This window comes from Psychrobacillus mangrovi (assembly GCF_037104765.1).
Classification (GTDB): domain Bacteria; phylum Bacillota; class Bacilli; order Bacillales_A; family Planococcaceae; genus Psychrobacillus; species Psychrobacillus mangrovi.
The window spans coordinates 106,573-129,947 of record NZ_JBAWSY010000006.1 but is presented as its reverse complement, the minus strand read 5'-3'; the positions used below and the strand labels follow the sequence as shown (position 1 = coordinate 129,947).

Genomic DNA, 23,375 nt, shown 5'->3' with positions numbered 1-23,375 from the left:
ATTAATACTATAAAACTGTCGTTTTAATGAAAGAAGTGATACTAATGAAAGCTCATTTAATACATATGCGTGATAAGCTTAACAACATCAACAAACGAAATCGTTCCATTCGTCTATTGAAAATCTATCAGAAATGGAGCTTTGACCTTGCAAATATAAATTCAATTGAAGGAAAAGAAGACGCACAGTCGATTATAAAGAAAATAGTAGAGCAGAAAAGGAAAGAAAAGATTACGTTATTGTATCCCTCCCTTGATGATGAGAAATCAATGATTCTATCAAAAAAACTTACTGATCTCTATCGTCAAATTAAAGCAATTGAAGATGAAACAGGTGTACATGACCTTTACTTAGGTTATCCTTTTTTATCTGGTGTTCTCCTCGATGGAACCTTTATTCAAGCCCCTCTTTTCTTGTACCCAATTCGGTTGGAAAAAGATAATATTGCAATGCAAAAATGGGTGTTACATGTGGAGGAAGGTGGTCCACAGTTAAATCGGACGCTCTTTTTGGCGATGAAGAAATTAAATAAGTTTGGTTACTCAGAGGAGATTTTTGAAGAGGCTGTTTCAATTGCAAGTTCCATGGACTTTACGAAAATTATTGCTTTTTTGGAGAAGCACCAGTTGAAGGTTCAATTTACAGAAACAGGTCTCACTCGATTAAAGGAGTATAAGGTAAGTGATATTCCAGAGGTTGCTAATATGACATTACTTGAAAATGCGGTTATTGGTGATTTTCCGCAAGGTGGTTCTTCTATTGTTCGAGATTATGACGAGTTGATTAACCTTTCAGAAACCAGCTCTCTTTCGTTAGTTGGAGAGATGATTAATTCTGAAGATGATCAATCAATAGAAGCAGGTGTGTTACCTAGTGGTACCGAGGAAGACGAGAAAACCATGGAAAAAGAAGATATCCTGAATCTATTACAAACAGATGGTTCTCAAGAAGAAATTTTGAGGGAGGCTCGTCATCAAAAGGGATTAGTCATACATGGACCTCCAGGTACGGGGAAATCGCAAGTAATTGTGAACCTCATAACGGACGGACTTCACCGAAAGAAAAAGATACTTGTTGTCTGTCAGAAACGTGCCGCGTTAGATGTTGTGTATCAACGTATTAATAGTTTGGGACTTAGTGATCATGTTGCCCTTGTGCATGATGAGAAAGTGGACAGAAAAGTACTTTACCAAAAGATTTCAACAGTTTTAGAACATAATGAGCTGCGGTTTGCCGAAGCAGTTGAAAAGCTGATTAATGTGACTTCTCGGTTAGATAATCAAGAACAGCTACTAAACACAATTGCCAAAGCGCTCTATGAAACTCAGCAGCATGGGTACAAATTATACGAGCTTTATGGTGCATCTAAACCGATAAGTGATTCAAACAAGATTATCTCTTTAAACAATGTAATACATCGATTTACGAGAGAGTCTTTACGAGAAATGGCGGAAGCAGTATATACGTATGGAGAGTGGTACGAGCAGTTTGGACAAAAGTCGTATCCATTACGGTACCGAAACAGCTTTGCTGCATTTGACATGAAAGCGAAGTTAGAAGCGATTGAAACGTTAGAGGCATTAATCCAGAAAGCGAAAAAAGCAACAGACTATATCGAAGCGCTGGATATTGAAAAGATTACGCCAGCTTATACATGGGAAGTACAACACCGTTTAGAAAAAATCTATCCAGATCTAGATGATAGCCAAAAACGTACCCTTCAAGGTTTGCGCATTTTCTGGTGGACAACGATTACAGGAAAATCCATTATTGAAGAGATTATAAATGGAGAGAAGTTTAAAGGAACAAATTCTACAGAGTGGATCAATGTAAAACAGTCGCTAAAGATTATGCACGATTTAGGAGAAGTAACGAAAGCTATGGCAGATGACATGAAGGCACTGTCTACTTTCATGCAAGAGGAACAAGTGAAGAAATTACAGAATCGTGTGGCAGAAGGTGATATTCCGTTAAAAGAGTTAGACTTGTTATTAGAGTATATTCATCGCGACTTTGATGACCTTAAATTAATGGATACATTCTGGCGACAGGCAAGTGACGATACAAAGAGTGTTGTTACTGCCCTGCAGGAAAAAGAGCATAGCACAGAACAATCTCTATCAGAATTTTGGGTAGACATATTGAAAAATTCAGCATATATTCACTGGATTGATCAGCTGGAAGAAAAGTATCCAGATGTGCAGAAGATATCTACAAACGAGTTTGGTAGAATACGCGAATCGTTCGCTAATCTTTTGGAAGAAAAGCGAAAAGTAGCAGCAGAGTATTTGGTCCACGAATTGAAAAATGTGGTAAAGTCCGTTCAACAAGTACAAAGAAAGTCGACGAAAGAACTGAAACATCAAACAGGTAAAAAGAGAATGATCTGGCCACTTCGTAAACTAGTAAACGACTTTGCAGACAAAGGACTAGTGGATGTTTTACCAGTGTGGCTAGCTTCACCAGAAATGGTGTCGTCTATTTTTCCATTAACAGAGGGACTGTTTGACATTGTAATATTTGATGAAGCTTCCCAGTTAACAGTAGAAAGCGGTATGCCATCTGTATATCGTGGAAAACAAATTATCGTAGCGGGGGATGAAAAGCAACTCCAACCATCCAATTTGTTCCGTGCGGGATACGCGGATGAAGATGAAGAGGAAGAAGCAAAGTTCGATACCGATGAGTCCATTAGCTTACTTAACTTAGCGAAACGACGTTTTCCGGCGAAGATTTTGCAGTGGCATTATCGTTCTAAATATGAAGAGCTTATTAATTTTTCTAACCATGCCTTCTATAACGGCTATGTCCAAATTGCACCGAATGTTACGCCATTTAGAGATCCACCCGGAATAATTTGGAAACGAATTGAGGGTAGATGGCTTAACCAATCAAACGAAGTGGAAGCAATGGAAGTTGTTGCGCAATTAAAGTGTACGCTGCAACAACAACCTGGCAAGACTGTCGGGATTATTACTTTTAATGCCAAACAACAGTCAAAAGTACAAGATGTAATTGAAGCTATAGCGGTAGAAGATGAAGAATTTAGAACCCTGTATAATGAAGTAATGGCGCGTGATCTAGATGAACGATTATTTGTCAAAAACATTGAAAATGTACAAGGTGACGAGCGAGATATCATTATTTTCTCAATTGGATATGCAAAAAATGAAGAAGGCAAAGTATACAACCGTTTTGGGTCTCTTAACCAAAGAGGCGGAGAAAATCGATTAAACGTAGCGGTTACCCGTGCAAAAGAAGAAATCATCGTAGTTTCCAGTATCGAACCGGAAGACCTAAATATAGCCAACACGTCCGAACGCGGGCCAAAGCTATTAAAGTCATACTTGAAATATGCAAGAGCCGTTTCTGGTGGAAAATTAGAAGAAATCCATACAGTGATCCAAGAAATTAATGAAGCAGTAAACACGCACGTTGTCCATCAAACTCTTCATTTCGACTCGCCATTTGAAGAGCAAGTGTACCAACAACTTCTAAATTTAGGATATGAAATTACCACACAAGTAGGAATGTCCGGCTATCGAATCGACATGGCAGTCGTCCATCCAAACGATCGTTCCAGATACATCCTTGGTATAGAATGTGACGGGGCAATGTATCACAGTTCCCCAAGCGCTAGAGAACGAGATGTTTATCGTCAAAGGTATTTGGAATCACGAGGCTGGACAATTGAACGAATCTGGAGCAGAAATTGGTGGAAGAATCCTGTAAATGAAATAGAGCGTATTGATCATCGTATTAAAGAACTAGTTCGGGATGATGAAGTTCGGGATATGTTAGAAATGTGATAAGTGCCAGAGACTCCCTGAAGAAACTTGTTTCCAAAAGTCGTGTCTGTTCAGTGCTGCCTATTTATTATTGAAAAAATGAGTATTTTATTACATCTATTTTCTTAAATAGGGGTGGATTTTATATTTATCCAAACTGCACTTCATAGCTTAAGTAGGGCATATTAATCAATCTAGTAGGCAATATTTAAATTATAAATAATATATGTTTATAAAGACAAATTGACCCAGAAGTACGAGTTTTCATACTTTTGGGTCTTTTTCGTTTAATTGATTAATGTACTTCTACGGTAAAATACATATTGGCTCTTTTCAATATTATTTAAAAATTTTGTGATTAGAAGAAAGGAAGGGTATACAATGAAGTTTGTCGAAGTGAATATTAAGCTTCATAAAAGAGAAAGTGAGTACTGAAACGCAGAGAAACTCTGATAACTTTATTAATAACCAAATGCATTTTGTACAAATGTTTCGCCCCTTTTCATCCAGATTAAAAGGATTGATGGGTTTAGGAGCTTTGTTAGGAGTTCTAGAACTAATAATTATATTTTTCAGTGTTAATTTTGGTGCAGCGGTAGATAGTAGACTTTCTTTATACATGGAAATGAGAGGTTATTAAAATATGAATAGTTTTGTGTTGTTATCCAATCGAATTTGGGAATTTGAATATTTTGAGAGAACGAAAATATTCTTTTGGGCACGTGGTATGGCAGTCCCTGCCCCAAATCAAAAAAACTCACATATAGATTTAGAGCAAATAGGAGATGTCATTTATTTAGTGTCTGGTGCGGCAATTCGCAATAATTGTGTTTCACATTTGAAGGACAAAGTTACTTCATCACCAATGTTAGCGTGGCAATGTCGTGTGAAGGAGATTGTGGACAGACCTACGATTCAATTCTATTATTTTCACGGGAAAAAGAATTCTCGTCGCAATAGAATGACTTTACCATTTGAATATTTTAAGGAGCTTCAACACCTTGATACGTTTAACGATGAGCCGTTTTCTGAAACCAATCGTGAACATATTAATCAGTATGTACAAGCAGGTGAAATACTCAATCGCTTGTACGAAGAAGGTGCATTAGAATTTGCAATTGGGCACGAGAATGAAGAAAAAAAACTTTGTTACATATATGATGAAGAAAGAAAATTACGACATGTTAGTATGGATTTTCCGTATGTTGATAAAGCGGAAATTGTGGAAATTCAAAAGCTACGAAAAGAAAAATATTATCCTACTTTCGCTTCGTTTCAGCATATTCAACAAGCTTATTCTGCAGCTGGCTTAAATACGGAATTTTTACTTGAACACATGTCTACTGGAATTTTTAATTCATATTCAGTGATTGAAATTGAAGAGGAATTATATATTCCAATTCATTACCCTCAAGGGCTTCCACAAGGAATTTCAGTTCGTTATATATCACAAAATAGTGGCAATGATTTAGTCGATTTAATTGAAGAAACGGCAAGAACGAAGCGATTTGTGAATTCGGTAAAAGGAAGTGGAAATCAAGTGCAACATGCAAAAAATCAAATTTTTTATGGGCCGCCTGGAACAGGAAAAACATATTCTGTTGTCCGAAAAGCAATAGAAATTGTAAATCCATCGTTAGCGGAAAAATTCGTTAATGCAGAGTCTGAAACAGGTGAAACGAATCGTGAGCAATGGGTAGAAGCATACAAACAATATATTGAGCAAAAGCAAATTCAATTTTGTACGTTCCATCAGTCATACTCTTATGAAGATTTTGTTGAAGGATTGAGAAGTGATGACCAGGGCTCCTTTGTTCCGACAGATGGGATTTTCAAAGAAATTTGTGAAGCTGCAAAGCTTTCTGCAATGAAGCCATCCACTTCTTATGTGTTTGATGAAAATGAAATCAATTTCTTTAAAATGTCATTAGGTGATAGTAGTTACGATGAAGAAATTTATGACTATTGTATAGACAATGATGTAATTGCACTTGGTTATGGTGGTGAAATAGATTATCAGAATTGTGAGGATTTGAATGAAATCCGTTATGAATTGGAACAACAGGTTGATAGCGAAGGGCAAAGTAAGTTTGTAGCAGAGGCTGTACATCGTTTTAAAAATCGTTTATCCGTGGATGATATTGTAATTGTTTCGGATGGAAATCACTATATTAAAGCAATTGGAAAAGTAGCAGGTGAATACTATTTTGATGACAAAACGGATATTGCCTATAATCATTTCCGAAAAGTGGAGTGGTTGTATACTGGTGAACTTATTTCTGTAACTCAACTATCGACGAAAATTTTTTCACAACAAACGATTTACGAATTAAAAATGGACAATTTAAATATAGATTTCATTAAACAGCTACTTAGCAATGATGATACTGAAGGGATGGCACAAAACTATGTACTCATTATTGATGAAATTAACCGAGGCAATATTTCACGAATTTTTGGTGAGCTGATTACTTTAATTGAAGATGATAAAAGATTAGGTGAAGCAAATGAAATCGTCGTGAAACTTCCTTATTCAAAAGACTTCTTTGGTGTGCCATCTAACCTCTATATCATTGGAACAATGAATACAGCGGACCGTTCGATTACATTAATGGATACGGCACTTCGTCGTCGTTTTGATTTTATCGAAATGATGCCCGACTCTTCGCTTTTATCCGAAGATGTGGATGGAATAAACGTTCGTAAACTTTTAGAAGTGATGAATACAAGAATAGAGTATTTATATGATCGAGATCATCAAATAGGACATGCGTTTTTCTTAGGGAAAGAATTATCGGTGAATTTCATTATCCAAACGATTCAAAAGAAAGTGATACCACTCCTACATGAGTACTTTTATGATGACTGGGAAAAGGTTGCACTTGTTTTAGGCGGCTCAGTGGAAGTAGATCAACCGGATGGATTTATTCAATCTTATACTATTAATCCAAGTGATTTATTTAAAGAAACAACATTACGACTAAAAGAGCGAACTAATTATGTGGTTAATCCAACTCCTTCAAAAGAGGCTATACACCGTATCTACTAAGGAGTGAATGGAATGAAACGTATTACATTAATAGAGGGATATGATTCCCTAAAAATTTGTAATATTGATGAACCCCTAACAATTACACGTAATCAAGCAGAGGAATTAGCTGAGTATATAAATGACCAACAACTAAATGAAAAGTATATTATATGGGGAAGCCAATCAGTGTTATTTTTAAATTATGTAGGTTTTATTCAGTGTAGCGATTTTTCAATCGAGCTGCTTCCTAAAGTGACAGTTGGAGGAAATGCTTCTTGCCGTGAAGTATTGTATAGGATGCTAAATGAAGTTGGCTATATTAATACAAATATTATCAATAATGCATATGTGTTAACTTCTGAGGATGATTTACTTGAATTATTCGCTGCATATTATGCACATACATTAATAGAAGAATTACATCGTGGAATCACAAGTTGCTACGTACAAGTAGAACAGAATTTATTAACGTTAAAAGGTTCACTGCTTGTACACCAACATATACGTGAAAACGTAGGTCGTAATAAACCTTATCAAGCATATTGCGAATATGAAGAACGGACTGTAGATAATAAACTAAATCAATTATTTAAAACGACGACTAAGCTGCTTTTAAAAATAGTAACACGAGTTGAAACACAAATCATTTTGCAACAAGTCATGTATTTGTTAGATGATGTTTCAAATCGAGCAATTACTTCTAATGATGCGCAATCAGTAATACTTGATCGAACAAATAATCGATATGAGATTCCATTAGAATTAGCGAAATTGTTTTTACAACGACAAGTAAGCACATTTTCACAGAATACTAGCGCATCATTTTCGATTTTATTTGAAATGAATGATCTTTTTGAAAAATATATTGCACAATTAATGAGTTTTGCAATTGACTCTAATGTGTATGAACAACATATAGGTCATCGTTTATTAATAAATGAACGAACAAAACGTGGGATTTTTCAGCTAAGACCAGATTTAGTTATTGAGAATGACAATTCTCAAATAGTAATCGATACGAAGTGGAAAAGATTAAAAAATATTAATCGTAAAGGCGTACAACGGGATGATTTATATCAAATGTACGCTTATGTGACACGCTATAAAAAAGCAAAGGCAGCAATTTTGCTGTATCCTTATACAAGGGAGATAAGTAACGATCAATTTCCAATTGAGTACTGGTCAATTGAGGGGGAACAGTCTAAAAAGGTGGCAGTACATATGGTGGCACTCCAAGATCGTGCAGAAACGATTGCCAACCTAAAAGAGATTGTAGCATTCCATCTGAACTAAAATTGTTTCTATAATACTATTTAGATGTTCAAGAGTAACTTTTGAACAAACTTATTTCTAAGATACAGCCCATTATTTTCCTGAAAAGAGGATTAAAGTTGAGAAGAGTTGTGGAAATGTTTAAAATCCAAGTGTAAAAAAGGAAAACTCATCCAAGATTGCCGGTCTATTAAAGAGGCAGGACATTGGTTAAAGAGTCATACAGGTGATAAGTTTTTACGGTTCACTAAATTGAAAGAGGTTATTGTTATCATGAGTTGTGGGATTTTAATGGGGCAAGATATAAATTTGTAGCATCTGAAGAAGACTCCGATCGATGCAGACTCGTATTAGAGTCACCCAAAAAATCACTCTAATAGTTAAATATACTGCCAAAAAACCTTTGTATTATTTTACAATAGGTTTTTTTCTTATTCTCAAAAGTACATACTGGTAAATTAGATAGAAAAGGGCATTGCAGCCGAAATTGCATCTTCGGCTGTTTATTTCATATATAAACCAGTTTCTATTTTATGATTCTATTTAAAATATAATTTCTTTTGTTTCCTGCGTATCAGCAAACCACCGTAATACTTGATTGTGGTGATTAATAATTTGTTGTGCCGTCAATTCCTCGGAGTCCCATGTGCTGTGCGCATCCGTTACTAGCGTATTATCGTAGCCTAAGCTATAGGCATTTCTGCAAGTGGTGTCTACGCATATTTCCGATTGAATTCCGGCAAGGACTAGGTGTTCGATCTGTTGTTTTTGAAGTTCTTCCTTTAAATTCGTTTTGTAAAAGGAATCAGGTGTTGTCTTTTGAATAATGATGTCTGTGGGGTTAGGTTTTATTTCTGGGTGTATATCCCATATCTCAGAACCGTTTTCCAGGTAAGTGTTGTTGTGTTGGATATAAAAGATGGGAATGTGATGATCGCGAGCATTTTCTATAAGGTGCTTGAGTTTGATAATAAGCTTGGTTGAATTAAATACAGGATTTTCATCTAGAAACATACCGTTTTGTACATCAATCAATAAAAGGGCAGTATTTTTCATATCGTTCTCCTCCTAGCATCTTTTATATTAATTATAGATTGGTAGCATTGAGAATAACAATGAGTGTAATAATATTAATTATCCTTTTCTATTCTACATAGTACTCATAAAAATGGATACTATAGTTGTAAGCAAAAAGGAGTGATACTTATGGCGATGTGTCCTTTATGTAACTCATTAAAAGAATTAGAAGTTTATTGCCCAGAATGTAATACTCGGTTAGATGACTCAGGGAAGGTATCCGATTTTTTAGATCCGTATGGACATTATAACGATGAAGAAACTGTAAAAATGGGTGATGGTTATCCGAATACTGCGAGGGATCATATTTGTCCTCATTTAATGGTCTGTAATGATTGTGGATACGACGTGGTGAAGTTTATACAAGAGGAATAATTATAGTAAAGGCAACACCACTTTGGGTGGTTGTTGCCTTTTTGGATCAAAGCATTTTTGTATAATCGTTTTTTTCCGTCCTTGGATTTTCTACTTTAGGTTTAATATGTTGTTTAGCGATATCAGGATTCATTTGTATCGTTGCAGCATCTAAATTATTATTCATTGCACCTTGATCATTGAACTGTTTTTCATTTTTCGGGCTTACATCATGTTTCAAGCTACTTTCCCTCCAATTTGATTCGACCTATGCCTTATTTTGCTCTGTAAAATATATATAATGTATAGATTAGGCAGAAACATTTTCAACTTGGTACTCAAGTGTAAAAAGTGGTAAAGTTTACATAATGAAGGGGAAGGAGAGGAATGGCATTAGGACATTATTAGAGCTAGTACGAATTATTTTCATATTTTTTATCATCGGTGGCATTCTAGGCTATTTTCTTGAATTTGTTTATGTTGAGATGGGTATTGATACTGAAAACTATGGTTGGTTGGTCTTTTTTGCTATTTTTCTTCTGATTTTCGTGCTTTATCGAAATAAATTGCAATTTAGTGGATGGTATAAAGGAGTAGGTAGAAAAAAGTTGCCGAAAATAGTGTCTCAAATACTTTTAGTTAGTGCAGTTTTTCTCTTGATACTACCAGCAATTTTAAGTGTTTTAGTGAAATAGAGGATTTTTAGCTCAGGGGAAGAAGGTTATTTCTTTTTTACAAAGAAAATGATCAATGTCACAACGATTGAGAAAGCTACTAACAGTACAGCACATAGCTGTATTAACACACTTAACGATTCGTATGTGGTTATTGGGATCACCTCCTTTGAAGGTAGTGAACAACCGCCCACTCTGCTATGCATTTGTAAGTCCATTATACATGGAACGTTTAAAAGTAGTATCGCTATCGTTGGGATGAATAGCAGAATTAAATACATAGGGAAACTGCAGTCGAATTTTTATATTCGGCTGCTTTTTTATATAGGGAAAGTATTTTAATTTCATTTACTAACCTTTAGGGCTATTTGATTAAAGGTGCAGGTGAGAGGCGGTCAAAGATCGCTTAAAAGAACTCATGAGGAAAAAAGGAGTTGTAATTCTGTCTCTTTTAACGCTCTTCTAAATTTCACTGAAAGGTTAAAAATAAATATGCAGAAAATACAGAATAGAACAAAAAAACACTTTACAACAATAAATTATATTATATATAATATGGGATAATATTAGATTATATATAATATAATATTTTGTGGTTGAAGAAAATTAAGGTTTGGCTTCAAACTTTTTTAAAAAACGAGGCTACTGAGGTGACGAAATAATAAGGAGGAATGTAAAAAATTGAACTTCGCTTTACTGTAATATGAAAGCGTTGTCAAAAACGTTAAAAAGTAATTTTTTATCGTAATTTTAAACATAGGAGGGATAAACAAGTGAAGGCTAGTCTGAAAAAAGATCCAATGATCGGTACATTTATGAAAATTCCTAATAGTGATGTTGTTCATATATTGGCTCAAGCTGGGTTTGATTTTATTATTTGTGATATGGAGCATGCACAAATTACAGAAAATGATATGAGGAGTATTGTTGATGCAAGCAGAATTTCTAATATCCCTCTTATAATTCGCTATCCAGATCCTAATCCAGGTACACTGAATAGATTTTTGGAAATGGGTGTAACGGGAATTCAAAGGCCACGAGTTAGTACCATTGGCCAAGTGAGGGAATTCTACAATATGATGTACTTTCCTCCAAAAGGAAAACGATCCTTTGGTAATGCAAATTTTAATGCGAAATATGGTGAAGTATCCATTCAACAACATATAGAAAATGAAAATCAACGATTAATTAGTATTGCACAATTTGAAAGTAAAGATATCGAAGGATCCATCGAAGACTATATGGAATTTATAGATGTAGCTTTTATTGGACCAGTAGATCTAACGATTGATTTAGGATGTCCAGGTGATTACAATAACTCAGCTTTCCTGGAAAAGTTAAAAGAAATTGAAGATGCTGCAAGGAAGACAGATACATTGTTAGGGGCATTTGCTGGCAACATGAATGAATGTAAACATTATTTAGAGAAAGGGTATCAGTATATTGCATTAAGTGGAGATATTACATTACTTAAAAATAGTGCGAAAAGTTTAATTGCAGAAGTGAAGCGGAGTTAGATTACGTTTCATATTATCTGAAGATAAAAAAATTTTAGTTTATTAATTATGATAAATAAAATATAAATAGCTGAAAAATGGAGTGATTGAATGTTTAATACAAGTGATCCAAGAAAAGATTTATTAAAAAACAAATCGGAACTCTCGATTTTTAATGAAGCGCATCTCGGTAAGTTTTATGAAGAGACACCAACATTAAGTGATGGGGAAGAAAAAACATGGGTGCATAGGGGACAAAACTTTTATGTGCTCTACTCCGAGTGTAAAAATGGAGTGACAATTACTAGAAGTGAACAACTTGATGAGTATGCAATAATATCTCCAAACAAGAATGCCCATTTTACAATTGAGTGGCAGCAAACAATTACTGAGGTTAGAGGAGAAAAAGTCATTTTTGTCCCTCCTGGTGAAAGCGTTATCAATTTTTTGGATGATTCAAACATTGTTCGTTTAATTACAACAATCAATAAAGACTTAAATGAAGTGACGGTTAATAATCAATCCTATAACACAGCTCATCATCATATACCACCATTTCAATCTTGGCCAGACCCGGTAGATGGATACAAAGTAAGAGTATATGACTTAAATGTTGCACCTGATGGTAATAGATTTGGCACAATTTATAGAGGTACTACATTTATGATTAACGCATTAGACCCATTAGAAGGTCCGAGAGATCCAAAAAAACTTTCCCCGCATTCTCATGAGGATTTCCAACAGTGCTCACTGGCGGTTGAAGGTGAATTTTTACATCATTTACGTTGGCCATGGACTGAGAATAAAAATAATTGGCAAGAAGATCAACACGAATTAGTTCATTCACCTTCTATTACAGTTATTCCACCAGGAGTTATTCATACGACAGAAGCGGTGGGAGAACGTTTAAATAGATTGATTGATATATTTTGTCCTCCACGTATTGATTTTTCAAAGAAGAATGGTTGGGTTTTGAATGCGGATGAATATCCATTGCCAGAGGGGGATGATAAAGATGAATGAAGAAATGTTAGAAGGTATTTATGATCTACATGTTCATACTGCGCCAGATATTAGTGAACGAAAATTAGATGATATAGATTACGCGAAAATCATGGAACAATATAACATGGCAGGATTTTGTATTAAATCACACTATTTTAACACGGCTGAGCGAGCGAAATTGGTAAAAAAATCACACCCATCGATCGAAGCAATTGGTGCTTTAGCTTTAAACAATTCTGTAGGTGGTTTAAATCCAGAAGCGGTTTTAATGGCAGCAAAGAGCGGTGCAAAGGTTATATGGATGCCTACATTTGATGCGAAGAATGAAAGAGAGTATTTGTTAAAAAATAGTTATGGTGTATTACCACCATGGGCACAAGTACAAAAGAATAATGATAAAAAGCAAGAAGTTCCTGGGATTACTATTTTAGAAGACAAACAAATAAAAGAAGAAGTAAAAGAAATTGTGGCAATTTGTAAGGAACAAGATTTGATATTAGCAAGTGGTCATTTATCAAAAACGGAAACTCTTGAACTAGCAAAGTATGCTAGAAATGAACAGTATAAAAAACTAGTGATAACACATCCAACTTTCTCCTCCATTGCATTTTCAATCGAGGAACAATTGGAGCTATTAGAATATGGTGCAACTTTAGAACAATGTTATGGTGTCGTTCAAGAGCACTATGGTATTAGTTGGGATGGTATGTATGAAATTTTTAAACGTACGGGTGATAAAAATGTAATCATCTCATCTGATTTAGGGCAAATCGAAAATCCATTTCCTCATGATGGATTACTTGATTTTATTAACAAATTACTTGAACAGGGGTTTAGTAAACAGTTTGTTAAAAATATAACAAGAGAAAATCAATTGAAACTATTAGGAGGGTAAATTAAAACGAAATGAAATCTAATGAAGTCTATGAGTTAATGAAACAAAATATATTAAGTTTTAAATATAAACCTGGTCACAAATTAAATATACGCGAGATTAGTAGAGAAACTAATATGAGCGATATACCAATTCGAGAAGCGCTTAAAATGTTAGAAACAGAGGGCTTTGTAGAATTCGAAAAAAATAAGGGTGCAAAGGTAAAAGAATTTGACTTAGATGAATTTGATAAGCTCTGTAAATTCAGAATTGAAATCGAAGCACTAGCTACTAGATGGGCTGTTCCAAATATAGGAGAGCATGATATAAAAATTTTAAATGAATATATAATGAAGATGGATTATTGTATTTCAACAAACAAGGTAGCGGAATACGAATTAATCAACTCAAATTTTCATCAACACATATATGGACTATGTAACTCACAAATATTAATGGAAACATTAAGCAATCTTTTTGCTAGAACAAAATATACAAAATCATTTTTTAATTTATTTCCTGAGCGCTTGAAAAATTCAAATGAGGAGCATAAAGAAATATTGAAAGCGCTGATCGAAAAAGATGAAAAGCTAGCAGAAAACACTATTAGAGTGCAAAAGATAAACAGTACAACTGATATGATTAAAAAATTAAGAGCAGAGAAAGAGGGGAATAAGGGATGAAAAATAAATTTTTATGGGCAGTGTTACTTGTTTTAAGCATGGTATTAATAGCAGCTTGTGGGGATACAGAAGCGAATGAATCAAGTGGTGATCAATCGGAAGGAAAAACATATGATTTAAAATTTGGCCATGCAGCGAATGAAAAACATCCAATGCATATAGGTTTTACAAAATTTGCTGAGTTAGTAGATGAAAAGTCCGATGGAAGAATTAAGATTACAATTTACCCAAATAGACAATTAGGCGATGACTTAGAGATGCTACAAAATATCATGAACGGAAGTGTCGATTTAGGTGGTGTTTCGACATCCGTAACTAGTTCGTATACGCCATTATTAGAATCCGTTCAACTCCCATTTTTATTAAATAATTATGAGATTGAAGAAGAGGCTTTGAAAACGCAAGAATTTAAAGATATATTAGCTGCTTTAGAAACGAAATTAGGAGCTACGGGAATTGGTTTATATGAAGGCGGTATGAGGCATATCGCGAATAATGAAAAAGTTGTACAAACGCCGGAAGACTTGAAGGGTATAAAATTACGTGTTGCCCAATCAGATTTAATTGTTGATATTTTTAATACATTAGGAGCTTCACCAACGCCAATGGCTTATGGAGAAGTTTACAGTGCATTGCAAACTGGGGTTATTGATGGTGAAGAAGTAAACCTATCTACAATTTATGCAGAGAAGCATCTTGAAGTACTAGATTACTTAACAATATCTGGTCAATTCCCTTACCCAGCAGTTTTACTTATTAATAACGATTTATATAATAGTTTCTCTGAGGGGGACAAAGCACTTATTCAAGAAGCATCTGATGAAGCAGTCGCTTACCTTTTTGAGCAGATCAAGGATTTGGATGCAACAGCTTTAGCTGCTATTAAAGAAAAAGGTATTCAAGTCAATGAAATTGAAAATCCAAAAGCATTTATTGAACTCCTAAATCCATTGTACGAGAAATATGAAGCTAAAGATCCATTAATTAAGGATTTTGTTGAAAAAGTAGAGACTCTCAAGTAATAAACTTAAACAGAGTATCTAGAGCTGAGCTTATATATAGCTCTAGATACCATCCTTTTTAAAAATAATTGTCCGAATTTTCAGTAAAGAGGTGAATTTCTATGAGAGCATTCAGCGAAAAGCTTAATCTCTATACAGGGTATTTAGTTGTGATTTTAGTGGCGGTTTTATTAACAGTGACAACAATTGAAGTGTTTTTTCGAAATGTATTAAATTCTTCTATTCATTGGAGTGAGGAATTATCACGATTCACGTTAGTTTGGACTACTTTTATTGGTGCGAGTGTAGTCTATAAAAAGGGTGAATTAATAGCATTAAATGCATTTACAAAGTTAAATGAGAAGAAAAGAAAAATCATATTTTATATTACACAAGTGATTACAATTTTCTTTACAATTTTATTAATATATTTTTCAATACATGCAACTTTATCACCGTCTACAATGAACCAATTTTCACCTGGTTTAAATATATCGATGGCAATACCTTATCTTTCCATTCCCTTAGGCTTGTTCATAATGTTGATTCATGAGATTGCTTTCTTACTAGACCCTAAAGAATTATTCGACAAAGAGGGTGAATACGAATGATTTTAGTAATAATTTTCTTGTTACTATTGTTTTCTGGAATTCCTATTGCATTTGTATTATCAATTACTGCTTTTTTACACCTTTTTTCGATAGATGGTACAGGTCTTTTGGATGTAACGTCACAACGAATGCTTTCAAGTGTAAATAATTTTTCTTTATTAGCTATACCTTTTTTTGTGCTTGCAGGAGAATTGATGAATGCAGGTGGCATAACAGATAAATTATTGAAATTTTCAAAATCACTAATGGGACATTTTAAAGGTGGATTGGCATATGTAAATGTAATCATCGGGCTATTACTTGGTTCTATTGTCGGCTCTGCAAATGCTGAAGCAGCAATCCGTAGTAAGATGGTAGTTCCAGAAATGGAGAAGGATGGTTTTGATCGTTCATTCGCAGCAGCATTAACAGCAACATCTTCAACCATTGGTCCGATTCATCCACCAAGTATGACATTCATTATTTATGGTGTAGTTGCAAGTACATCTATTGGTGGTTTATTTATGGCAGGTATCGTGCCAGCATTTTTAATTGCCATAGTTCATTTTATTATTATTTACTTTTATGTACGTAAACGTAATTTTGCTAAGCACGCTAAGCCAAACGTTAAAGAGTTTACTATATCCTTTTTAGATGCAGCACCCGCATTGCTTATTCCAGTTATTATCTTAGGGGGAATTTATTCGGGCTGGTTTACACCAACAGAATCTGGAGCAATTGCATGCGTAGCAGCTATTATTATTGGAAAGTTTTATTATAAAACTTTGAGAATGAAAGATTTGTCTTCAATCTTTTTAAGCACAGGTATCATTACTGCTTCCGTGACGTTTATTATTGCATCAGCAAATATATTAGGATGGTCATTATCACTTGAACAAATACCACAACAAATTTCTTCCTTCTTATTGGGGTTGACGGATAATGTTCTTATTATTTTGTTGATAATAAATATTTTCTTGCTTTTTGTAGGTATGTTTATGGAAACAACAGCAGCAATTCTAATATTGGTACCAATTTTAATGCCGGTAGTAGTAAGTTTAGGCGTTGACCCTATTCATTTTGGCATTATAGTGTGCTTTAACTTAACTTTAGGTTTGGTTACACCACCTGTAGGAATAGTGTTATTCATTGTTAGTAATATGACAAAAGTAAAGTTGCCTTCTTTAGTAAAAGCAAGTATGCCATTTTTAATAGGATTAATAATCATTTTATTTGTTCTAACATATGTACCAGATTTATCGATGTGGCTTCCTAACTTACTAGGATATGAATAGAGTGTTATAAAAGTCATGAAAAGATATTAGCTTGGTAGAGCTAGATGAAAGTGAGGAAATGTAATGGTAAATGTTTTAATTGTGTACGCTCATCCTGAGCCGCAATCTTTTACTCATGCATTGAAAGAAAAAGCAGTACAGACTTTGCTAAAAGCTGGTCATAAAGTAGAAGTATCAGATTTGTATTTTGACCATTTTAATCCTGTTGCAGGTAGACATGATTTTAAATTACAGGGAGATCCGAGTAAATTCCATTATCAATCCGAGCAATTATATGCTAGTGAGCATGATCATTTTTCGGATGATATTGCCCGTGAACAAGAAAAACTACTAAATCTCGACTTATGTATTTTGGTTTTTCCTTTATGGTGGGGAGGAATGCCCGCCATTTTAAAAGGCTGGTTTGATCGAGTGCTTGCCTATGGGGTAGCATACTCGGATGGACAACGTTTCTCTAAAGGCTATTTTAAAAAGCGTAGAGGAATTATCGCTTTAACGACTGGTGGTACAAAACAAAGATTTTCAACAGATGATGTATATGGTTCAATCGATAAAATTTTATATCCAATAAACAGATGTATGTTGGAATATATGGGACTAGATGTATATGATCCTTTTATAGCATATGCATCTCCTAGAGTCAGCTTAGAAGAGAGATTAAACTACTTAAAACAATGGGAGCATCAAATAACAAACATTGCTAATGATGTTGCTTGGCACGAGGAATTAAAAATTGTTCCTACACTAAAAGAATTATCTCAAAAATTTAATAACAGTAATTGGAATCAATAAAATCATTTATGCAGTATTTTTTATTAGGAAGTGTAAATAAATAAAATTTCCTTACCTTAAAAAAAGTGAGAAGATTAGTGCCGAGAGTTTGTACAAGAATATCAAAAAATTAAGAGAAAACATTGTCTGCTAATGTAACAACTATTGAGAAATGTTCATTAAAAGGAACGGGCAGCCGAAATTTTATTTTCGGCTGCTTTTTGTATATAGACAATATCTTTTCTTTCATTTTCAAAACAACAGAAAACCAGTAAGGTAAGGAGGTTTTATTTTAGTTATGTGGAAGTAGTAAGTAGTTAAAAACGAGATCTTAGAGAATTAGGTTGAAACAAGAGTGTGAAAAGAAAGGGGTGCATTATGAAAGATATTATTCCAATACTGGAAGATAGAATAAAGCTACTTCACAATGCTACGAGAGTAGAGCCGCTATCAAAAGGTTACTCACCTGATAAGAAGTATGTTGTTGTTGATAACTATGGCAAGAAGTATGTATTACGAATTATTGTATTAGATGGGTACGAAAGAAAAAAAGAAGAGTTTCAAATCTTAAGGGATATAGAAGAGTATAAGGTGCAAGCTCCTAAACCAGTTGATATTGGAGTATTAGAGGATTTAGGCATTTGTTATAACATATATTCTTATATGGAAGGAAAAGATGTAAAGGAGTCAATTCCTTCCCTAACAGAGCAAGAACAATATGAAATTGGAATAGAGGCAGGTAGAGACTTAGCTAGAATTCATTTACATCCAGCACCTTCTACTATTAAACCGTGGTATGAAAGAGCCGTGCAAAAACATTATAGATACCTAGATGCATATAAAAATTGTGGTATAAAGATTGAACATGACGATAAAATTATGGATTTTATCGAGAGTAATGCTCATTATTTAAAAAATCGTCCAAATCAATTTCAACATGATGACTTTCATATAGAAAATATTATTTTGAAGGACAAAAAGTATGTTGGAGTAATAGATTTTAATAACTATGATTGGGGAGACCCATTTCACGACTTTGTAAAAGTTGCTATGTCTAGCAGAGTAGACAGTATTCCTTTTTCTGTTGGGCAAATACATGGTTATTTCGATCATCAAATACCAGAAGAATTTTGGAGACTGTATTCAATCTATGTCGCAATGGTTGTGTTTTCTAGTGTCGTTTGGTCCATCAAGAAATCCCCTGAACAACTAGATAAAATGATAGAACGTATATATGTCATGCTGGAAGATCATAAGAATTTTGAGCTATTAACACCAACTTGGTATAAATCAAAAATGTAATTATGAAAACGTATCGTGAAAATTTTATACATATATAGTGATTTACTTCGCAAGAAAGCCACTGCCTGAGAAACTTGAGATTCTTTAAATTATCTCGAAAGGAATGATCAATGTGTCTACTATCATTGTATTCATATCTTTTATTAGCATCGTTATTATTATTGTACTTTTAGCTATGGCCAAAACGATAAAGGATAGCCAGCATAGGGATAAAAATAAATAAAATGAATATCTTAACGAAAGGGCGATCAGTTTTAAAAAAACTAATCGCACTTTCACAAATTATTTAAACACGATCTTTCTTTCAGATACAGGAGCATCCCTGTATGCTTGCAAGATTCCATGCTTTTCGATTTGGTCTTTCATTACTTCCTTATATGGCATTCTAAGTTCCAACTCACTTTTCAGTGGGGAGAAGGAAAGTGAGACAGTCTCTTCATTTTCCCAGTGTGCGACAATAGGTTTGTCCGTTGCAAAAAGGAACATTTGTGGAAATCCGTTTTCGAAAAAGGGATGTGTATTGTCATTATTACCCGGTTCATTTAAAGAAATAAACAGGGACAGAAAATCACCAAACTTTAAGAGGTCTAAATGGTACATTAAGGTTTTTTCCTTTTCTTCATTACCCGTTATTCCTAATTCCTTTGAAAGCTGCTCCTGTTTTTGCTTTTCTTCATTCCAGAATTCTCTAACTGCTAATTCCTCCGCATCCTGAATAAATGAGGAATAGTGCAAGCTACATAAAAGCGCTGCGTATTCGCTCATTTCTGCAACTTCTTCTAATCCCTTTTTATAAAAAGTAATTTTGAGCGATTCTGGATAGTCTATAAAAGAATAAGGCTTATCTGTTTGATCATTCCATACGGGAGAAGTGTCTAACTCTATCCAGCCTCGGTCATGCTCATGGACAGCCAGTATTACTTCTTCACTTCGCTCAAGATCATAAAAATAATCCTCTTTGCAATGTTGGACGATTTCCCCTGCAATTTTGCCATGCTCATTTTGAGTCACCATAAGATAGCTTTGTTCCCGTTCCAATATAATCATTTTCATAAATCCTTTCTAAACTATCGAGTTTCTTATAATATAAATACCCACTTATCGAACAAATTTAAACTAATAATACTAAGGACATTCTATTATTGTTTCCTTTTGTTACCGATATTATTTAATAAACTTTTATTCATAATAAGGAATCCTGTAAATTTTGTTTATATTATATCGTATTATACGATATAATCGTTATATGCGATATTAATGTAGAGAGGATAATAATGATGAACAATATAAATAATGACTTCACTGCAATTTATTATTATTTACATCCCGAAAACCAAGTGAACATTTCACATCAAAGTGTACGAATCTTACAGTTTATTCAAAAGGAAGAAGGAGCCACTGTTCAAGATGTAGCAAAAACACTTCAAATTTCTCCTAACACTGCATCTGAACATATAAAAAAATTAGAGCGTAACGGCTGGGTTACAAAAAATCGATTAAAGGATGATCAACGTATCGTTAATATTAACCTAACAGAAGAAGGGCTGAAAATTGTTAAAGTTAATACGGAGTTAGACTCTGAAAAATTGTCCAAGGTATGGGCAACTTTAACAAGTGAGCAAAAAATAGAAATAGAGAGTGCATTCCATATACTAAGTGAGGCAGCGAAACATGTTTATAATCATTAAAATTCTAAGTTCAGCTGCGATTATTGGAGTTGTAACAGAGATAGCAAAGCGATTTCCAACATACGGGGGCATACTAGCGGCCATGCCATTAATAAGTTTGTTGAGTGTTTTATGGCTAACAGTTGAAGGGCAAACGAAGGAACAAATTCAACAATTTACTTGGGGAGTAATTATTGGTTTACCCGCTACAATTGTAATGCTTGTAGGTGTTTATATTGCATTGAAAAATAATTTAAATTTTGTATTTGCTATATCGATAGGGCTTGTCTGTTGGAGTTTGTCTTTAGTTTTGCAAAATAAAGTACAGGAATTTCTGAATTAATATAGTATTATTCTTCCATTAATATAAAATTAAGATTAAAGGGATAGGAGGGAAGGCAATGTCTGATCGTTTTCAAAAGGGATTTGAAACTATTAAACAATATGTAACGGAAGAAGAAGCAAACTGGATGATTAAGAATGATGCTCTTGCAGATATAGCACCAGATCTACGAAAGTTTATAATGGAATTTGCATATGGAGATATTTACAGCCGCGAAGGTCTTGATGCGAAAAGTAGAGCGTTAGTCGTTATTACATCAGTTGTCACACAAGGGGCAGAACCACAAATAGAAACGCATATAAAGCGAGGGTTAACAGGTGGCTTATCACCAAAAGAAATAGTGGAGGCTCTATTGCAATTAGTGCCATATATCGGTTTCCCACGAGTGCAAAATGCGCTTACGATTGCACAAAAAGTTTTTCGAGCACGCGATTTAACAGTAGAATAATAGGCTTTAGACGAGGTGATTTATAAAAGTTGGCTTCAACTTTTTAAATCACCTTTAATAAATAGCTATGTTAAAGGAAAAGGTTGATTTATCAAAAATGGTATGAAGACGTTGCCCTATATCATCTTAACTGGATATTTATATTAAATTAACTATAAAGATTGAAAAAAAATGCAATTAAACTAACGGTGTAGTTTAGTTTAATACGCCCCAAGACCTAGCTTAAAATAATTCTTAGGTTCATTACTAGGAATTCCCTCGCACAGTAAGATGGAATCAAGAAGAAGGCTATAGGAGTGGTGAAAATAATTAAAACCAAAAAGAAGTTTAGATTTTGGATTGTTTTAAGGAACATTTTATTAGCCATAGTTGCAGCACTTGTTATCTGGTTCATTTTGAGTAACGTTATGACTATATACGAACAAAATAAATATCCAGCAATAGGGAATTTAGTCGAAGTAGATGGTAAGAGTATGCACGTCTATACAAAGGGTGAAGGGAATAATACGATAGTTTTATTAAGTGGCCTTGGAACCGCAGCACCGACACTGGATTTTGAGCCTTTGATAAATGAATTGGCAAAGAATAATAAGGTAGTAGTGGTAGAGTCGTTCGGATATGGATGGAGCGATATAACCGACAAGGAACGAACAGTGGAGAACATAGTAGAGGAAACAAGGACCGCTCTAAAAAAATTAAACATAAACGGCCCATATATATTGATGCCTCATTCAATTTCGGGAATCTATAGTATATATTATGCCAACAGATATCCCGAAGAGGTTAAAGCAATTATAGGTATAGATCCTACCCTACCACAGGCATTTGAATATTTCGGTGAGTCTGTTCCTAATATGCCTAAATATTTGAGTTATGTGGCACCAACTGGATTAGCAAGGTTAGCATTATACTTAACTCCAGATAATTTTCTACCTATTTCTGAGAAAGGCACTTATACGGAAGAAAATCTAAGAATGACAAAAGCTATCTCTGCTTGGAAAGGCTACAACAAAAATGTCGTTAATGAAACCAACGAGATAAATAGTAACATTGATAAAACAATAGATATGACATTCCCGTCTGATCTACCTGTTATGATCTTTACTACGAAAGAAGAAAAGGGAAATGAAGAAGGTAAATCAAATATAAGTTTTTATAAAGCACAAAAACAAAATATAGATGTTAATAAACTAGTAACTATAGAAGGACACCATTATTTACATTGGACTAATTATATGAAAATGAGCGAACACGTTGATGAATTCACAGAAAGATTTAAGTGAGATTGAACGGGTGCTTTAGTAATAAAAGAGGAAAAAATCAACCATTAACTTTAACATAGCTATTGAAGCAGTTATTGAGTTGATCGGTCGCTAATAATACCTTGACGAAGGATATTATTATCAGGTTGAAGATACAGAGAAATAGTAAGCATTATCCTTATAAAGTAGATGGATGGCGACTGAAATTTCATCTTCAGGAGCTTACAATATGAATAGGACAGTATCTAATCTCTAATTTTCCAAAAAGTAATTAACCAGTTTCCAAAAGTTGCAGGAGGGCGGCGGACTGACGAACGCTACAAGATTACCGAAAAAAGAGGGGAGGGTCGTGACGCTAGTCATAACCCTCCCCTCCAAAATTCACACGGTAATGATGTAGCCAAAGTCTGTCCAAAGTTCTCTGGAAACGTTTGAAACCAGG

Annotated in this window: 23 protein-coding genes; 20 read left to right on the top strand and 3 right to left on the bottom strand. The window is 34.2% G+C overall.

Translation table 11 applies throughout. From position 1 onward, the window contains the following. Positions 1-44 precede the first annotated feature (44 nt). The 4 genes from WAX74_RS10565 to WAX74_RS10550 all read left to right on the top strand — a co-directional run bounded on the left by WAX74_RS10565 (position 45) and on the right by WAX74_RS10550 (position 8,112). Positions 45-3,809: an AAA domain-containing protein gene (locus WAX74_RS10565; RefSeq protein WP_336497627.1), complete on the top strand. Its 3,765-nt coding sequence runs from the start codon at positions 45-47 to the stop codon at positions 3,807-3,809. Between the two features lie 451 nt (positions 3,810-4,260). Then, positions 4,261-4,428: a hypothetical protein gene (locus tag WAX74_RS10560; RefSeq protein ID WP_336497626.1), complete on the top strand. Its 168-nt coding sequence runs from the start codon at positions 4,261-4,263 to the stop codon at positions 4,426-4,428. A 3-nt stretch (positions 4,429-4,431) separates the two neighbouring features. Further along, a complete protein-coding gene (locus tag WAX74_RS10555) occupies positions 4,432-6,837 on the top strand; it encodes an AAA family ATPase (RefSeq protein ID WP_336497625.1) in 2,406 nt (801 codons plus the stop codon). A 12-nt stretch (positions 6,838-6,849) separates the two neighbouring features. After that, positions 6,850-8,112, top strand: coding sequence for an McrC family protein (locus tag WAX74_RS10550; RefSeq protein ID WP_336497624.1), 1,263 nt, complete (start codon positions 6,850-6,852; stop codon positions 8,110-8,112). Between the two features lie 522 nt (positions 8,113-8,634). Here WAX74_RS10550 and WAX74_RS10545 read toward each other — a convergent pair. Then, positions 8,635-9,147, bottom strand: a complete 513-nt coding sequence (locus WAX74_RS10545; RefSeq protein WP_336497623.1) for a cysteine hydrolase family protein — start codon at positions 9,145-9,147, stop codon at positions 8,635-8,637. 150 nt (positions 9,148-9,297) lie between these two features. Here WAX74_RS10545 and WAX74_RS10540 point away from each other — a divergent pair, with 150 nt between their 5' ends. Beyond that, positions 9,298-9,543 (top strand): hypothetical protein, encoded by a 246-nt coding sequence (locus WAX74_RS10540; RefSeq protein ID WP_336497622.1) that lies wholly within the window; start codon positions 9,298-9,300, stop codon positions 9,541-9,543. A gap of 46 nt (positions 9,544-9,589) precedes the next feature. Here WAX74_RS10540 and WAX74_RS10535 read toward each other — a convergent pair whose 3' ends face one another. Then, on the bottom strand, positions 9,590-9,763 hold the full coding sequence (locus tag WAX74_RS10535; protein ID WP_336497621.1) for a hypothetical protein: 174 nt from the start codon (positions 9,761-9,763) through the stop codon (positions 9,590-9,592). A gap of 127 nt (positions 9,764-9,890) precedes the next feature. Here WAX74_RS10535 and WAX74_RS10530 point away from each other — a divergent pair, with 127 nt between their 5' ends. The 11 genes from WAX74_RS10530 to WAX74_RS10480 all read left to right on the top strand — a co-directional run bounded on the left by WAX74_RS10530 (position 9,891) and on the right by WAX74_RS10480 (position 19,213). Further along, a complete protein-coding gene (locus tag WAX74_RS10530) occupies positions 9,891-10,217 on the top strand; it encodes a hypothetical protein (RefSeq protein ID WP_336497620.1) in 327 nt (108 codons plus the stop codon). Between the two features lie 55 nt (positions 10,218-10,272). Beyond that, positions 10,273-10,458 carry a hypothetical protein gene (locus tag WAX74_RS10525; RefSeq protein WP_336497619.1) on the top strand — a complete coding sequence of 62 codons (186 nt, stop codon included), beginning with the start codon at positions 10,273-10,275 and terminating at the stop codon, positions 10,456-10,458. Positions 10,459-10,969: 511 nt separating this feature from the next. After that, the gene (locus WAX74_RS10520; protein ID WP_336497618.1) at positions 10,970-11,713 is read left to right on the top strand and encodes an HpcH/HpaI aldolase family protein; all 744 of its coding nucleotides are present in this window, start codon (positions 10,970-10,972) and stop codon (positions 11,711-11,713) included. 90 nt (positions 11,714-11,803) lie between these two features. Further along, a complete protein-coding gene (locus WAX74_RS10515; protein WP_336497617.1) occupies positions 11,804-12,715 on the top strand; it encodes a cupin domain-containing protein in 912 nt (303 codons plus the stop codon). Continuing rightward, the gene (locus WAX74_RS10510) at positions 12,708-13,592 is read left to right on the top strand and encodes a DUF6282 family protein (RefSeq protein ID WP_336497616.1); all 885 of its coding nucleotides are present in this window, start codon (positions 12,708-12,710) and stop codon (positions 13,590-13,592) included. The genes WAX74_RS10515 and WAX74_RS10510 overlap by 8 nt, the downstream gene beginning before the upstream one ends. 11 nt (positions 13,593-13,603) lie before the next feature. Continuing rightward, a complete protein-coding gene (locus WAX74_RS10505) occupies positions 13,604-14,254 on the top strand; it encodes a GntR family transcriptional regulator (protein WP_336497615.1) in 651 nt (216 codons plus the stop codon). Then, the gene (locus WAX74_RS10500; RefSeq protein WP_336497614.1) at positions 14,251-15,276 is read left to right on the top strand and encodes a TRAP transporter substrate-binding protein; all 1,026 of its coding nucleotides are present in this window, start codon (positions 14,251-14,253) and stop codon (positions 15,274-15,276) included. Before WAX74_RS10505 ends, WAX74_RS10500 begins: the two co-directional genes overlap by 4 nt. A gap of 101 nt (positions 15,277-15,377) precedes the next feature. Then, positions 15,378-15,866: a TRAP transporter small permease gene (locus WAX74_RS10495; RefSeq protein ID WP_336497613.1), complete on the top strand. Its 489-nt coding sequence runs from the start codon at positions 15,378-15,380 to the stop codon at positions 15,864-15,866. Further along, positions 15,863-17,140 (top strand): TRAP transporter large permease, encoded by a 1,278-nt coding sequence (locus WAX74_RS10490; protein ID WP_336497612.1) that lies wholly within the window; start codon positions 15,863-15,865, stop codon positions 17,138-17,140. Before WAX74_RS10495 ends, WAX74_RS10490 begins: the two co-directional genes overlap by 4 nt. Positions 17,141-17,203: 63 nt before the next feature. Continuing rightward, on the top strand, positions 17,204-17,932 hold the full coding sequence (locus WAX74_RS10485; RefSeq protein ID WP_336497611.1) for an NAD(P)H-dependent oxidoreductase: 729 nt from the start codon (positions 17,204-17,206) through the stop codon (positions 17,930-17,932). A gap of 357 nt (positions 17,933-18,289) precedes the next feature. Next, positions 18,290-19,213: an aminoglycoside phosphotransferase family protein gene (locus WAX74_RS10480; RefSeq protein WP_336497610.1), complete on the top strand. Its 924-nt coding sequence runs from the start codon at positions 18,290-18,292 to the stop codon at positions 19,211-19,213. Between the two features lie 282 nt (positions 19,214-19,495). Here the strand turns inward: WAX74_RS10480 and WAX74_RS10475 are convergent, their stop codons facing one another. Continuing rightward, a complete protein-coding gene (locus tag WAX74_RS10475) occupies positions 19,496-20,260 on the bottom strand; it encodes a DUF3891 family protein (protein WP_336497609.1) in 765 nt (254 codons plus the stop codon). A 227-nt stretch (positions 20,261-20,487) separates the two neighbouring features. On the opposite strand from WAX74_RS10475, the gene WAX74_RS10470 reads away from it, so the two are divergent. The 4 genes from WAX74_RS10470 (at position 20,488) to WAX74_RS10455 (ending at position 22,954) form a co-directional block, all read left to right on the top strand. Further along, complete coding sequence (locus WAX74_RS10470) at positions 20,488-20,901, top strand: MarR family winged helix-turn-helix transcriptional regulator (RefSeq protein ID WP_336497608.1); 414 nt, start codon at positions 20,488-20,490, stop codon at positions 20,899-20,901. Then, entirely contained in the window at positions 20,885-21,223 is a 339-nt protein-coding gene (locus tag WAX74_RS10465; RefSeq protein ID WP_336497607.1) for a DUF3147 family protein, read from the top strand. Before WAX74_RS10470 ends, WAX74_RS10465 begins: the two co-directional genes overlap by 17 nt. A gap of 58 nt (positions 21,224-21,281) precedes the next feature. After that, positions 21,282-21,671: a carboxymuconolactone decarboxylase family protein gene (locus WAX74_RS10460; protein ID WP_336497606.1), complete on the top strand. Its 390-nt coding sequence runs from the start codon at positions 21,282-21,284 to the stop codon at positions 21,669-21,671. Between the two features lie 296 nt (positions 21,672-21,967). Further along, positions 21,968-22,954, top strand: a complete 987-nt coding sequence (locus WAX74_RS10455) for an alpha/beta fold hydrolase (RefSeq protein ID WP_336497605.1) — start codon at positions 21,968-21,970, stop codon at positions 22,952-22,954. Positions 22,955-23,375: the final 421 nt, after the last annotated feature.